This is a genomic window from Pseudovibrio sp. W64 (assembly GCF_001623145.1).
In the GTDB taxonomy this organism is placed as follows: domain Bacteria; phylum Pseudomonadota; class Alphaproteobacteria; order Rhizobiales; family Stappiaceae; genus Pseudovibrio.
This window is the reverse complement of the sequence record NZ_LMCI01000047.1, coordinates 259,171-273,340: the sequence shown is the minus strand read 5'-3', so window position 1 is coordinate 273,340 and position 14,170 is coordinate 259,171. Positions and strand designations below refer to the sequence as shown.

Below are 14,170 nucleotides of genomic sequence, written 5' to 3'. Positions count from 1 at the left end.
GGCAATACACAAGGACCGCCAGCGCTGCAGCTGAGAAGGCGGTTAAAGACATCCCGCGCACGACCCGAAAGCGCTATTCCACTGAAGACAAGATCCGTATCGTGCTGGCTGGACTGCGCGGTGAGGTCAAGGTGCTGCGCAAAGAAGCACGCGATCTCAAGGAGGTGGTCGCCGAACAAGCTCTGTAGCTGCGGCTTCTTCAAAAAAGCATGCTCGAGGATGGGGGAGACGACGAATGAGATATCCCGCCCACGAAAAGTTAGAGATCATCCGGTTGGTTGAAGGATCACATCAGCCAATCAAGCGCATGTTGGAGCTGCTGGGTATTCCACGCTCAACGTTCTATGTTTGGTATGATCGCTATCTGGAAGGCGGCGTTGAAGCGTTGGAGGACAGAGTTTCACGTCCCGCCAAGGTCTGGAACCGTATTCCCGATGAGATCAGAGCGCAGATTATCGAGATGGCGCTAGACGAGCCAGATTTGTCACCACGAGAGCTCGCGGTCCGCTTCACAGACACTAAAGGCTATTTTGTTTCAGAGGCTTCCGTCTATCGGTTATTGAAAGCGCAGGATCTTATTACCTCACCAGCCTATGTGGTCATCAAGGCCGCTGATGAGTTCAGGGACAAAACCACGGCTCCAAATCAGCAGTGGCAAACCGACTTCACCTATTTCAAGGTCATAGGCTGGGGGTGGTTTTATCTGTCCACCGTGCTTGATGATTATTCCCGCTACATCATTTCCTGGAAGCTGTGCACCACAATGAAAGCCAAGGACGTCACCGACACTCTTCAGTTGGCGCTCGATGCCTCAGGCAGCGAGCAACCAAAGGTGCTTCATCGACCGCGCCTGCTGTGTGATAATGGCTCATCCTATCTGTCCTCAGATCTGGCCGAATGGCTGGAGGAAAAAGATCTGAAGCATGTCAGGGGTGCTCCTTCTCATCCGCAAACCCAAGGCAAGATCGAACGCTGGCATCAAACCATGAAGAACCGCATCCTGCTCGAGAACTACTACATGCCAGGGGATCTGGAAGCCCAGATTGAAAGGTTCGTCGATTACTTATAATCACCACCGCTATTACGAGAGCCTTGGGAACGTAACCCCGGCTGGTGCCTATTGGGGACGCCATAAGCAGGTCCTGGAGCACAAGCAGATGATTAAACGGAAAACTCTTCAAAACCGTCGCTTGTGCTACCACGCGCAAGCCGCTTAAAATCAAAACGCAAACCGGGCCAAACACTCTGCTACTCAGAAGCTAATTCTGTCTAACTTCATTCGACGACGGTCACACCTTTCACTTAAATCAACCTACCTGTCCATGTGAAACAAACACCAAGTGTAAGCACATCAGCAACTCATCAATACATCGTCCTATAAAGCAAGATAGCCAATGGCTTGTTGCTTTTAAGTTTAATGCTGCCTTGGGCGAGGAGCCAGCCGTCGGGGCGTTGTAGTTGGGCTATGATCCGGAGCGTTGGTGACGCCTGAACGTTTGAGGGGCGAGCGACGGAAAAGTCGATGGCTATTGATTTGCCTGAGCTATTGAGATGGATCTGGGTGGTGAGTTCTCGTGTACTGTCTTTAATGGCAGTGTCTTCAATGTAGATTTTGATTTGGCCCTTGGGAATTTCTGTATCACCTGCGAACGTAAGGGTGCCGCGAATGTCTGATGCTTGTGCTTCGGTGGCCTTAGAGAACGCATCGGTTCCAGCGGCCAGTAGACCGGCTGCCAACAAAGCTGCACTACGATTGATCAGAGGCTTCATTCTTTTCCCCATCGGATTGCGTCATCAGAACAGTTTAGGTGCATAAAGATAGCAGGAGGGGAGCAAGAGAGCCCCCCTCCGGTAAGTTATCAGACAATAACGAAGTCATCTGCAGAAAGTGACAGACCAGTCTTCAGCTGTGCAAACTGAATTGCACCAATGTCTCCTGAACCATCTGCATCATACAACAGAGCACCGCTGTCGGTATCGTAGATGATGCGGTCAGCAGCATCCTGGCTAACACCTGCAGCACTCATGTGGAATGCAGTCAGATCAAGAGCGCCAGTGCCGCCCAGTTCAGCAAAGATACCATTGTCGAGAAGGATCAGATCCTCACCAACACTGAAGTCTTTGATCTTGTCGACATTGTCGTTGCCAAGCTCTGTTGAGAAGCGGAAAGAGTCTTCACCAGCACCACCAACCAGAATGTCAGCACCTAGGCCGCCGTCAAGGAAGTCACTACCTTTTCCGCCGTAGAGCTTATCATTACCAGCTTCACCCGGCTGAATTGGCTCAGGTGGGAATTCAACTGATACGTTGAGTTTGTATGTTGAACCCTCTGGCACTGCTTCTGACCAACCATCACCTGGAACGTCCGGTGACCATGCACCCTCCAGAATGTAGTAGGTACCGGTTTCTTCAACAACGAAGACTATGCTTGAATCACGGTTGCTTGTAGAGCCGGGATCTCCGCCACCATCATCGTTCTGGGTGACAATATTTCCATCAGCATCGAGCAGTCTGACCCAGCTGTCATGGACGTTTGGATCTGCAATACCGTCGATGTCGACGGTAATAGTCGTACCTGCAGCAAGCTCGATACCATAGTATCCACCCTGACCATTTCCGGTCGCATTAACTGTTGTATGAAGAACAGTTGTTGAATCGAAGATGTCAGGATCTTCTGTCAGAGAGAAGTTATTGGAGATATCGAATGCAGTCGCGATTGAGTTGTTCGTCGCATCCGAACCAAGCGTCGCGTACCCCGTACCCATGCCTGGGCGTGGGATAGGTTCACCTTGATCAGCGAAGTCACCGAAGAGGACATCATCGCCTTTGCCACCACGAAGAACATCGTTGCCACCCTGACCAGTCAAGGTGTTAGCAGCGTTATCACCCTTCATGCGATCATTATGTCCAGAACCTGAGAGGTTCTCGATCGAGATGTAAGTGTCACCTTCTGACTTGCCGCGTCCCAGGTTGAGATTGACACCGCTGGTTGCGTCGGAATAGTCCGCAGTATCACTGCCGCGACCACCGTTCAGGATGTCAGCACCTTCGCCACCGGTCAGAATGTCGTTACCTGAACCGCCAGAGAGTTCGTTTGTCTGGTCATTGCCAATGAGGTGATCATCGAAGAAAGAGCCAACAACGTTTTCAACGTCAACGATGATATCATGCCTGATGACTGTGCCTCGTCCTACAATCTGGACTGGACCATCTGCGTCGCCACCGCGTGCTGTGCCGTTAGCAAGGTCAACCGTTACGCCCTCAGAACTTCCAGAGTAAACGACTGTGTCGATGCCTTCGCCACCGTCAAGATAATCCTGACCAGATCCGCCGATGAGCGTATCATTGCCTTCATCACCATACAGCAGGTCACCGTCGTTGCCGCCGTCGAGGATGTCATCTCCGCCGCCGCCGTTGAAGACGTCGCCGCCACCACGACCCCAGAAATGGTTGTTGTCGTCTGTACCAATGAAGCGGTCAATACGGTCATCAGAGCCGATCAGGTTTTCAATGCTATAGAACGTGTCACCTGATGCAGTACCACCGCTGGCAACATTGGTTTCAAGGTTGACAAGCAGCTGGAACGGGCTCTCATGGCTGTAGTCGACTGTGTCAACGCCGTCACCACCGCGGAAGATGTCAACACCATCCTGACCCATCAGTGTGTCGTCGCCGTCACCGCCATCAAGGATGTCGTCACCAGCACCACCAAAGATGGTATCGTTGCCGCGACCACCATAAAGCACGTCATTTCCGTCATCGCTTTCGGTCTGATCTTCAAGATCTTCGAATGCAATGGTGTTGTTGATATCACGGCTCGCCAATGTGTCACGACCACCAATGATGAGGTCATCACCATCCAGACCAAAGATCGTGTCGCCACCAGCTCCACCTTCAAGGGTGTTGTTGTCTTCATCACCAAAGATGAGGCTGGTCAGAGAATCGCCGGAATCGCTTAAGGTGTCGTCGTTACCGGTATCGACTGGCTGGGTCGGAGTGCCACCCACGTAGATGATGTTTTCGACGTTCTCGATTTCACCCAGGTCCAGATCGCTGTTCAGCACAATGATCGTATCGTTTCCGCCGTCGGCTTCCTCGCGTACGATATCATCAGCGGAATCGACGAAGTAGACATCGTCACCTTTGCCGCCAGCCATTTTGTCAGCACCGCCGCGACCATCCAGAACGTTGTCGCCATCGTTACCGATCAAGATGTCATCGTATTCACTACCGATACCATTCTCGATGTAGTATTCGGTCTGGTCTGCATTGTGGCCAGCAAAGATAGACACATTGTTGCTGTGCCCATTAACGCTGGAGAACTGACCAGCACGCAGGTCAAGGATCGTGCCTGCCGTTGATCCGGAGAAGTCAATGGTATCAACACCACCGGTATCGTGGATAGTAAATCCGATATCGTGCTGCATGCCAGAGGATGTTAGCTCATAGCCATACTCTGTACTGTTGAAGCCGTACGTGTTGTCACCTGTGTTGAGATCGATCTTCTGGTAAGTCCGTGCACCATCCTCGTCGACCTCGGAGAAAAAGCGGCGGATTGTAGCTTCAATATCTGCCATCAGTGGCGTGGAAGCTGACCAGCGCGTTGTTTCTCCAACGTCAATGCCATCAAAATAAGACATCACACTGTATTGCTGACGATCATAAATCCAGGTCGCGTTGTTCAGATAGTTGATCTGAACGCCTCCAGGGCCGCTGTAGTTATAAAGACCCGGGTGATTCAGGCCAAATTCATGACCGAACTCATGGATGAAGCTGTCAAAAACATAACCGCCGATGTCTGTTTTGTTTGGCTCTGTATCGTGGAACTTCTGACCGATACTGACATAGCGGTTGCTTGAGAAAGCACTACCGTCGCTTTGCTCACCTATCGCAGGACTAACGACCTCCATCCACTGTGTTTCAGAGTCGAATGGCACATCATCTACAATTTCAAACTGGAGAGGAGTAACAGCAGACCACACCTCCAAAGCGCCAATAGCTGCTGCTTTGTATTCCGGGTAGTCATTCAATCCGCTGACATTAATCACCAGCGGCTGCGCTGCAATCTCAGGTGTCAGGCTGCGAGGCAATGCACTGACGTAATCGATGTAAGCTTCGTAATCTTCACTTTTACCAAACGGATTATCCGGCGTTTGGTCATTAACCCACCACTGATCGTTGGGTTGGTTTGAATTTGGCATCTTTGTCTCTCCCGTTATACAAAGTTTGGGTGTTTAATGCTGCTTGGTTTTATGGTGCGGCCAATTAAAGCCTGGCATCGCATGCACGAATGCATTCAATGGCATTGAAGAATGACTGAAGGAGTTGATTGGCTAAGAGGCTATGAAAGCTGCGGTCTGAGGCATTCTTTGCTTAAAGGTTGCCCTAGATCTTGCAGCAGTGAATACCTCAGAATGAGCCCGATAAGAGCTAATCAGACTGCCCGAATTTGATGAACCTGGACTGAGTAAAAGCGTAGGCTTCAATCTGCGAGCAAGAGCAATACTGGCTTCGTAAATGCTGCCTCTAAGAGGTTCCCATAGGTTTTCTGGGCTGTCGGTTCCTCCCAGAAACCGGCTGGCGATGGTACTAGTTGTGGCTCGCGAAGAACGAGTGCGCTTATCGATACATTCGGCAAGAGATTCCTCATAGTAATCAAACATTTCGACAGCCCCAAGTTCAGGTGAAGTGCCGTCCCCTCCAGAGCAAGCACATCAGAATTCTTTTGGTTCTTCAATGCCTTGTGTAGATTTAACCTAAGCACACTGCATGCAGTGCTAGAATTCTTTTTTAAATGAGGTTTAAAGTCAACGCTGTTAAAGATGATAATTTTTAAGTTACCAAACGTAATGATAAAATATTTAATCAATAATACGACAAATTACTTTATCGCTATTTCGTGCGATTGCGTTTATTCATAACCTATCTGAGGTTGTGAAGATTTATCATTATAACCAGCTTGCGGTTGATCGACGTTCTTGAGGAAATTTCACTTTTGGGAACTTAACGACCTTACGTGATCCTCACACTTCATTCTCGCTCCACAGATCAATTATGCCAGCAAGAGAGCTATCCTCACTGCCAAGAACTAGCGACGTCTCCTATATATTTAGTTCTTTACGCTTCGCGACAATTGCGCGCATTTAGTTAGGCAGGCGTAATAACTCAAATATATCAAAATCTTAGAGGTATTTTAATTTGGTGTGCGTGGTCTGCTTGGTGGATTGAAAATCTGTTGTGAGGCGGTACACTTTTGGGGCTAATTCAAGAAACAATAGTAAAGCCAACAAATGGCCCTCATTCTTCATCTGCTGCAGCAAATGTGTGTGTATTTGGTGATCGTTTATATGGTCAGCAAAACGCCGCTGTTTAAGATCTTTACGGAAGACGCCCCTCGCCTACCGCACAAGGTACTTATCTATCTGGTATTCTCTGGCTTTTGTGTGATTGCTACGACGTTTGGTGAGCAGGTCGATGGGGCTATTGCCAATACGCGTGCTATGGGTGCGGTCTTGGGTGGTCTTTTGGGTGGTCCGGTCACAGGTTTTCTGATTGGATTGACGGGCGGATTGCACCGCTACGGTTTTGGTGGGTTCACTGATCTGGCCTGTGCGATCTCAACCACCTCAGAAGGCCTACTGGCCGGAATGACAGCATTTTATTTACGCACGCATAACAAGCGTGCGTTGCTGTTTCGCCCGATGTTTGTGTTTGGCCTCACCTTTGTGGCGGAAGTTGTGCAGATGCTCATCATCCTGATTGTGGCCCGGCCATTTGATCAGGCTCTTGCGTTGGTGCAGCAAATTGCGCCTCCGATGCTGTTCGTCAATTCACTTGGCGCAGCGTTTTTTATGAGCATTGTTCGCGATCAAAAGACGATGTTTGATAAACTGTCATCAGCTTTTTCCAGTCAGGCATTAAAGATTGCCGAGCGCTGTGTTGGGGTTTTGGCCAAGGGGCTGAATGAAGTCTCTGGCGGCAAAGTTGCCCAGATTGTGAAAGACGAGACGAATGTAGGGGCTGTTGCAATTACGGACCGCACCAAACTGCTCGCATTTATTGGTATGGGATCGGATCATCACAAACCGGGAACAGAGATCTCCTCTCAGCTGACTCTTGATGCCGTTGAGCAAAACAAGGTTATGTATGCAGATGGTGTTGAAGAGCCCTATGGCTGTTCTCTGTCATCTGCCTGCAAGTTGGGGTCCTGCCTTGTTATTCCTCTGCACAGCGACTCCGAAGTAATTGGTACAATCAAGCTCTACGAGCAGAAGAACAAGCTGTTCCTGAATATCAACCGAACACTTGGTGAGGGCATTGCAAAGCTTCTTTCCAACCAGATCCTTTATGGTGAGCTGGAAGAAAAGCAGAGCCTTTTAACACGGGCTGAGTTGAAACTGCTGCAAGCGCAGGTGAACCCGCACTTCTTGTTCAATACGCTCAATACAATCGCAATCATCACAAAGCGGGACCCGGAGAAAGCACGTGAATTGCTGCTGCAACTTTCCAAGTTTTTGCGCATTAACCTGAAGCGCACCTCAGGCCTCGTCACGCTTGGTGAAGAACTTGACCACGTGGATGCGTATCTGGCGATTGAGAAAGCTCGGTTCCCGGACAAACTGGATGTTGAGTTGGATGTCCCGGTTGAACTGCTGTCCCTGAAAATTCCAGCGTTTACATTGCAGCCACTCATTGAAAACGCCATCAAGCATGGTATTTCGCAAAGCATTGACGGTGGATGTGTTCGAATTAGCGGGGCCCTGAGCAATGAGCAGGTGGAACTTCGGGTGGAAGATGATGCCGGACTATATGTGCCACCGCAAACTCGCGAAGGACTTGGTGTTTCACTGGTCGACAAACGCTTGAAAAAACAATGGGGTGAGGAGTATGGCCTGCATATTGAATGGGAAGAAGACACCTTCACCCGCGTTTCAATTCTACTCCCCGCTCCTATGTTGGAGGCAGCTCAATGATTAGTTGTCTGATTGTCGATGATGAGCCATACGCTCGTGAGGAGCTGAAAGACTTGCTCGCTGGGGCCGATGGCATTGAGGTACTCGGCGAATGCAGTAATGCTATTGATGCCCTTGGGTTTATAAACAAACACAAGCCACAACTGGTGTTTCTCGACATTCAGATGCCGCAGATCTCTGGCATGGAAATGATTGGCATGCTGGACCCGGAAACCATGCCGCGCATCGTGTTCTCTACCGCCTACGACGAGTATGCCATCAAGGCTTTTGAGCATCATGCTTTTGATTATCTGCTCAAACCAATTGAAGAAGACCGGCTCGCCAAGACGCTTGGCCGTGTTCGGTCTGATCTGCGTCCGCAACTGATGGAAGAAATCACTCCTCAGGAACTTCAGTACCTCCCCTGCTATCTTGGAAACAAGCTGAAGGTTGTTCCGGTGACTGCCGTTGAATATGTATTTAGCGACCTGTCTGGAATCCATGTGGCGACAGCAGAGTCTTATGTGCACACACACCTTACCCTTAAAGTGCTGGAACAAAGAACCGCATTGGCCCGCTGTCACCGCCAGTACCTTGTCTCACCAGATGCGATTTCGGAGATTGTGTTGCAGGAAACGGGAGCGGAAGTGGTGACACACAGCGGAACCAAGATCCCAGTTTCACGTCGATATCTAAAAAGCCTGAAGCAGCATTTTGGATATTCATAAGTGCGTATATACACTTAGCCTTATAAGGCTGCTTCACATTTAAGTGAAACTGCCGCGTCTCAGTTAACCGCTTATTTGTTTTAATTGCCGCTCACCCCGCCTCAACTGCCGCTTAGCTGAAACCTCAGCAACCTGCCCTTGAAACCAGTCTAATCGCTCCCAGAGATTTGTGGAGGAAGAAAGATGTCCTGGTTTCTCTTGAGTATTGGCCTGCTGTTCGGCGGCTATTTTATCTATGGCATGTTTGTCGAGAAGGTTTTCGGGATTAAGCCCGCACGCCAGACACCTGCCCACGCACATACTGACGGTGTCGATTATGTGCCGATGTCCACCAAAAAGGTCTATCTGGTTCAATTGCTGAACATTGCAGGCGTTGGACCAATCTTTGGCCCGATCCTTGGCGCCCTGTATGGTCCGGCAGCGATGCTCTGGATCGTTTTTGGCTGCATCTTTGCAGGTGCAGTGCATGATTACTTCTCTGGCATGCTGTCCGTCCGCAACAAAGGGCAATCCGTCCCGAACCTTGCTGGCAAGTACCTCGGCAGCGGCGCAAAGCACTTCATGAACATCTTTGCAATTGTTTTGCTTCTGCTTGTAGGCGTGGTGTTTGTGTCTGCTCCAGCAAGCCTGCTCGGCCGCCTGACCGGTGTTGATGTTACAATCTTCCTAGTTTGCATCTTCGCATACTACCTGATCGCAACCATCGTTCCTGTCGACAAGATCATCGGACGCTTCTACCCCTTCTTCGGCGCTCTGCTGGTGTTTATGTCTGTGGGTTTGACCGTCGCTTTACTGCTGTCCAGCGAACATTCCATGTTGCCAGGTGTTGAAGCTGGTGATTTCTTCCAGAACCTGAACCCGAATGACATGCCACTTTGGCCTGCTCTGTTCATCACCATCGCTTGTGGTGCGATCTCCGGCTTCCATGCCACTCAGTCTCCACTGATGGCACGCTGCATGGAGAATGAGCAAAATGGTCGCTTCGTCTTTTATGGTGCTATGATTGGTGAAGGCGTGATCGCGATTATCTGGTGTGCGATTGCTCTGTCCTTCTTCGGCGGCGTTGAAGGCCTTTCTGAAGGCATGGGCGGCAATCCTGCGAACCTTGTTTACGAAGCATCCAACGGTCTTCTGGGCACGTTTGGTGGCTTCCTCGCAGTACTCGGTGTTATCGTCCTGCCGATCACCTCTGGTGACACCGCTTTCCGTTCAGCACGTCTGATCCTGGCTGAGTTCTTCAACATGCCACAGAACCAGATGCCAAAACGTTTGTTGCTGGCGATCCCACTGTTCGTTGGCGGTGCACTCCTGACTCAGGTGGATTTCGGCGTGATCTGGCGTTACTTCGGCGTTGCCAATCAAGCGACTGCCGCACTGATGTTGTGGACTGCTGCTGCCTATCTGCTGCGTCATAACAAGCTGCACTGGATCTGCACCATTCCGGCAACCTTCATGACCACCGTTGTTGTAACCTTCCTGCTGAACTCCACCAAACTTGGGTTCGGTCTGCCAATGACAGTCTCCACCATCGGCGGCATCCTCGCAGCCCTGCTGATTGCCTCAGCAGTCTGGATGAAAGTGAAAGGGAAAGTCGTTGACCACGAAGACGTACTCGAACCCGGCGAGTAACCCTCCCTCTACTCGCTAAAGCAAAAACAGCGCAGGACTGAAGTCCTTGCGCTGTTTTTTTTGTGTCTATCAGACGGACCTGCAAGCAAGGCAAAGCCCTGTCTCAAATTCACAAGTCTTAGAACGTCTTGGTGTACTGCAGGAAAACCCGGCGGCCTTCGGCCAGGACTTCGCGATCGCGTAAGGCTGTTGCAGTGGTATTTTGCTGTTTGGTGTCGAAGATGTTTGAGACACCGAAGCGGAAGTCACCATAGTCAGAGTTGTAACCAGCACTTGCATTCATGGTGAAGGTTGGCTTTAGCTTCTTCAGCTCCCCCTTAGCTCCTTCTTTGCCATTTCGGCCTGAACCGAACACTGCTTCACCTTGAACACTCAAGCCATTTCCGAAATTGTAATCAGAGAACAAAGTAGCTTTGAACGGTGAGCCGATACGGTTATTTGGAAGATCTTCATCTATATCACCGTCTTTGTTCTCATCCCAAACACCTTCTTTATAGGCCAGCACAGCTCCAGCGGCCCAGGCTTCACTCAATTGGCCGCGAATGTTAAGTTCTGCTCCCCAGATACGCTCTTCCGCCTGTGTGACTGTCTGTGTCGCGTCATCAAAGTTCACCCCTTTGTCTGAGGTTGAATAGAAAGCAGAAGCTGCAAATGAGATACTGTTGGTATTGTACCTAGCACCGAGCTCATAGTTATCCACCACGACGGCTTCAGGTGCTACATCAGACACATCAACAACTCCGTCTGCAAACGGATTTGCAGGCATAGCACGGCGTGTGAATGAGCCCACATCCGGTACAGAGAACCCTTGCGAAAAACCAGCAAAAACATCAAGTTCATCAGTCAGGTGAACAACACCACCCAAATTGAAAATCGTTGCACTGTAGTCTTTATCAGCAGCAGTAAACGTGTGTTTGCCAATCGTTAATGTAGTCGGCTGACCGTTATTAGGACTGTAGTACGGGTTCGGAACCAAAGCGTTCGGACGAACGAAACTGTCCATACTCAGGAAGAAACGTTCATGACGAACACCCCCACGAACCTCAAACATCTCACCGATTGGTGCTTTCACCTGAGCGAATTGCGCGAAACCGTGTTGTTTCATCGGGGAGATGATATCGCGTCCATCCGGCACAGTCTGAGTAATGTCGTTATAGCTATAGTCACTCCCCCAGGTGACAGCCAGGCCTTCATAAACAGAGCTTAAGTCAGCATCAAACGTTGTACGCACGCCAGCTTGCTTAGCAAACAAAACAGTTTGAGATTCGTTTACATCCGGTAGATATGCGACTGGATTTGCAGCGCTCAGCGGCACATATGCAGCACGCTTTTCAGCATCGTTGTAATATAACTCAACCTTTGCATCGAAGAGCCCTCCAATCTCGTAGAAGTTGAAAGTAGCATTTATATTCTTGCTATCTTCAAGTGGAGGAAGACCCAAGTATGGTTTACTTGGATCCAAGGAAACTGGATCAGTCGTGTAATCGGTTTGGAACTTGATGTCCTGTTCCAACTTCACGAGGTTCGCGTAAAGCGTCACGTCAAATGCATCGCCTTCATAGCCCACTTGGCCAGAAAGGTTGTACTGCTCGATGCCTGAACCTCCCCCTTGACCCGTAATTGGGTCCTCAGAAATCTGCGATCCAGAGCCGTCAAACATGTCACCAGTGTTCTTGAACTGACCATTTACTTGAACATGAGTATTTTCTTGACGGAATGCTGCGCTCACACTGGTCAGCACATTCAGGCTATCTTTGACATCACGCTCCGATGCTGAGATCGTTGTGCTAACCTCACCTGACCAGCCTTCTTTTTCTGCGGTCTTTGTGATGATGTTGATCACGCCACCTGTCGCACCATCACCGTAAACAGCACTTGCGCCATTGATCACTTCAATTCGCTCGATGCTATTGGGATCAATCAGGCTGAGTGCACGGCTCAATTTGCGCAGCGCAGTTGTGCGTGGAGCGCCATTCACCAGAATCTGTACGGATCGACCACGGAAATTCTGGCCCCCGCCAGACAATGTCTCATTATCAAGTGAGAAGCCAGGAACAAGGCGTTCCAACGCAGAAGTAATATCGCCAGAGGCATTTACCGCGCTTTTCAACTCATCAGCACCAATCACCTGCACCGTGCCCGGGATGGAGGAGATGGATTCCTCGGTGCGGCTGGCGGTTACGACGACGGTTAGGTCCGTGTCGTCTTCGATGGCATCCTGTGCGGTTGCGATGGATGTTGTTTGAAACATTGCGAAAGGCGCGACAGTGCACAGTAGCACTCGCGCGAGGGAACCTTTGTTCCCCATAGCGACGCGTTTCATATTGCCCCCTAAGTTTTTATCGGTGATGTTGTTGAAAAATCTGCACCTTCGGTAGTTTGTTGCCCCTTGCCGATGGATGCTTTTTTGAAGAAGTGCATGCTCGCCAAAATACCTGCGACTGAACAGACCGTCGCGAGCGAGAAGAGGATGCCGTAGCCGGAATGCTGCGCGATAAAGCCAGCAGCTACGCTACCCAACATGTAGACGAATAGATTTGCGCAGCTGAGAATGGTGAAGTCGGTACCAGCTTGCTTGAGCGAACTGACGCGCATGAATGCGCTGTAAAGACCGACAATTTCCATGTAGCGGATGAAGGTGTTGGCGGCAGAAAGGCCAACGAGCACTGCAACTCCGCGATAGTCCAGCAAAGCTACAGATGCATAGCCGAGGAAACACAAGGTCCTCAAAGTGCCAATAAGCCAGAGGAACTGCATCAGGCCAGCTCGTTTGATCAGCACCACAGCAATCGCTGAACCGCCCAAGCCAACGCAAGCGGCTGCACCTCCGCTAACCAATCCGATCTGAGAAAGAGAAAAGCCGTAGTCCACCAGAAATGCTTGCTCAACGCCTTTGACGAGCCCCTCAGGCAGGCGGAACAGCAGTGCAAAGAACAGCAACATCAACGTGTTGTTGCGTTTCACAAATCCGATGATCGATGGCCGTGGTTTACTTTCTCCATCGACACCTTTGTCTTTCCGTGGGTTTTCCTTGAAGAAAAGCAGTGGCAGCAAAGTGAGAAATGACAGGCCAGCAGCTGTTTTAAGGGCAAAACTCCATCCCCACAGATCATGCAGGAACAGAGACAGAGAACCACCGATCAGTACGCCTGCGGCAACACTGCCTCCCTGGACTGCATTGCCAAGGGGCTGGTCTTTCGGGGCGAGGTGTTCAACGGCAAAGCCATCTGTCGCAATGTCCTGTGTAGAGGAGGACAGCGCCAGAACCATCAGCAATGGAAACAGGATGTGCAGTTGCTCGGCGACATTGAGTGTTGAAAGGTAAGTAATGATGCCCACGGAGATAAGCTGCATCGGGATGATCCAGCTTCGGCGTCTTCCAAAGGCAGCGAAGGAATAACGGTCAACAATTGGCGCCCAGAGGAATTTGATAACCCAGGGCAGCATCAAAAGTGCCATAGAGCCAATGCTGACAAGACTGATGCCTTGTACGCGGAAGATCGCCGGCATGGCCGCAGCGACAAGATAAACCGGAATAGCCTGAGCTACATAAAGCCCCGCCAGCACGATAATGACTGAACGGGCTGTACGATCACCTTGCTCGTTGTGTGAAGTTGCGCGCGCCTGCCCTGCAATATGGGCACTGCTGTCGTTAGCCATTTTCTACCTAGCACTCAACGGCCTGGCTCGAACGAGTCGTTCTGGCTAACCAACTAATGATTTTTAACTAGAGAATTACATTCATATTTTCAATCACTACTTGCAAGTTATTCGCAATTAGATCTTACGGGGAAACTACAATAATTTCTGCTTTAGCTAAGTTTTCAAGCCAGCGGCAACACGCTTCTAACCAGTTTGCTG

The 14,170-nt window shown here is 50.2% G+C and carries 7 protein-coding genes and 1 pseudogene; 4 read left to right on the top strand and 4 right to left on the bottom strand.

Annotated elements, in window-relative coordinates; all coding sequences use genetic code 11:
• A pseudogene (locus tag PsW64_RS26965) lies at positions 1-1,217 on the top strand (IS3 family transposase); the annotation flags it as partial.
• A 145-nt stretch (positions 1,218-1,362) separates the two neighbouring features.
• Here PsW64_RS26965 and PsW64_RS26960 read toward each other — a convergent pair.
• Complete coding sequence (locus PsW64_RS26960; protein WP_063305609.1) at positions 1,363-1,770, bottom strand: hypothetical protein; 408 nt, start codon at positions 1,768-1,770, stop codon at positions 1,363-1,365.
• Positions 1,771-1,859: 89 nt separating this feature from the next.
• Positions 1,860-5,201, bottom strand: a complete 3,342-nt coding sequence (locus PsW64_RS26955) for a M10 family metallopeptidase C-terminal domain-containing protein (RefSeq protein WP_063305608.1) — start codon at positions 5,199-5,201, stop codon at positions 1,860-1,862.
• Between the two features lie 1,089 nt (positions 5,202-6,290).
• Between PsW64_RS26955 and PsW64_RS26945 the strand changes: the two genes are divergently transcribed.
• The 3 genes from PsW64_RS26945 (at position 6,291) to PsW64_RS26935 (ending at position 10,309) form a co-directional block, all read left to right on the top strand.
• On the top strand, positions 6,291-7,973 hold the full coding sequence (locus PsW64_RS26945; RefSeq protein ID WP_063305606.1) for a sensor histidine kinase: 1,683 nt from the start codon (positions 6,291-6,293) through the stop codon (positions 7,971-7,973).
• Positions 7,970-8,680 (top strand): two-component system response regulator BtsR, encoded by a 711-nt coding sequence (gene btsR, locus PsW64_RS26940; RefSeq protein WP_063305605.1) that lies wholly within the window; start codon positions 7,970-7,972, stop codon positions 8,678-8,680. The genes PsW64_RS26945 and btsR overlap by 4 nt, the downstream gene beginning before the upstream one ends.
• Before the next feature lie 183 nt (positions 8,681-8,863).
• Complete coding sequence (locus tag PsW64_RS26935; protein ID WP_063291400.1) at positions 8,864-10,309, top strand: carbon starvation CstA family protein; 1,446 nt, start codon at positions 8,864-8,866, stop codon at positions 10,307-10,309.
• A 118-nt stretch (positions 10,310-10,427) separates the two neighbouring features.
• On the opposite strand, the gene PsW64_RS26930 is transcribed toward PsW64_RS26935, so the two are convergent.
• Positions 10,428-12,632, bottom strand: coding sequence for a TonB-dependent receptor (locus PsW64_RS26930; protein ID WP_208981051.1), 2,205 nt, complete (start codon positions 12,630-12,632; stop codon positions 10,428-10,430).
• Between the two features lie 8 nt (positions 12,633-12,640).
• A complete protein-coding gene (locus PsW64_RS26925; protein ID WP_063305604.1) occupies positions 12,641-13,969 on the bottom strand; it encodes an MFS transporter in 1,329 nt (442 codons plus the stop codon).
• Positions 13,970-14,170: the final 201 nt, after the last annotated feature.

Bases quoted from the DNA above. Each gene is read 5' to 3' on its own strand.
- btsR (WP_063305605.1), top strand. From the start codon at position 7,970: ATGATTAGTTGTCTGATTGTCGATGATGAGCCATACGCTCGTGAGGAG.
- PsW64_RS26930 (WP_208981051.1), bottom strand. From the start codon at position 12,632: ATGAAACGCGTCGCTATGGGGAACAAAGGTTCCCTCGCGCGAGTGCTA.
- PsW64_RS26955 (WP_063305608.1), bottom strand. From the start codon at position 5,201: ATGCCAAATTCAAACCAACCCAACGATCAGTGGTGGGTTAATGACCAA.
- PsW64_RS26935 (WP_063291400.1), top strand. From the start codon at position 8,864: ATGTCCTGGTTTCTCTTGAGTATTGGCCTGCTGTTCGGCGGCTATTTT.
- PsW64_RS26945 (WP_063305606.1), top strand. From the start codon at position 6,291: ATGGCCCTCATTCTTCATCTGCTGCAGCAAATGTGTGTGTATTTGGTG.
- PsW64_RS26925 (WP_063305604.1), bottom strand. From the start codon at position 13,969: ATGGCTAACGACAGCAGTGCCCATATTGCAGGGCAGGCGCGCGCAACT.
- PsW64_RS26960 (WP_063305609.1), bottom strand. From the start codon at position 1,770: ATGAAGCCTCTGATCAATCGTAGTGCAGCTTTGTTGGCAGCCGGTCTA.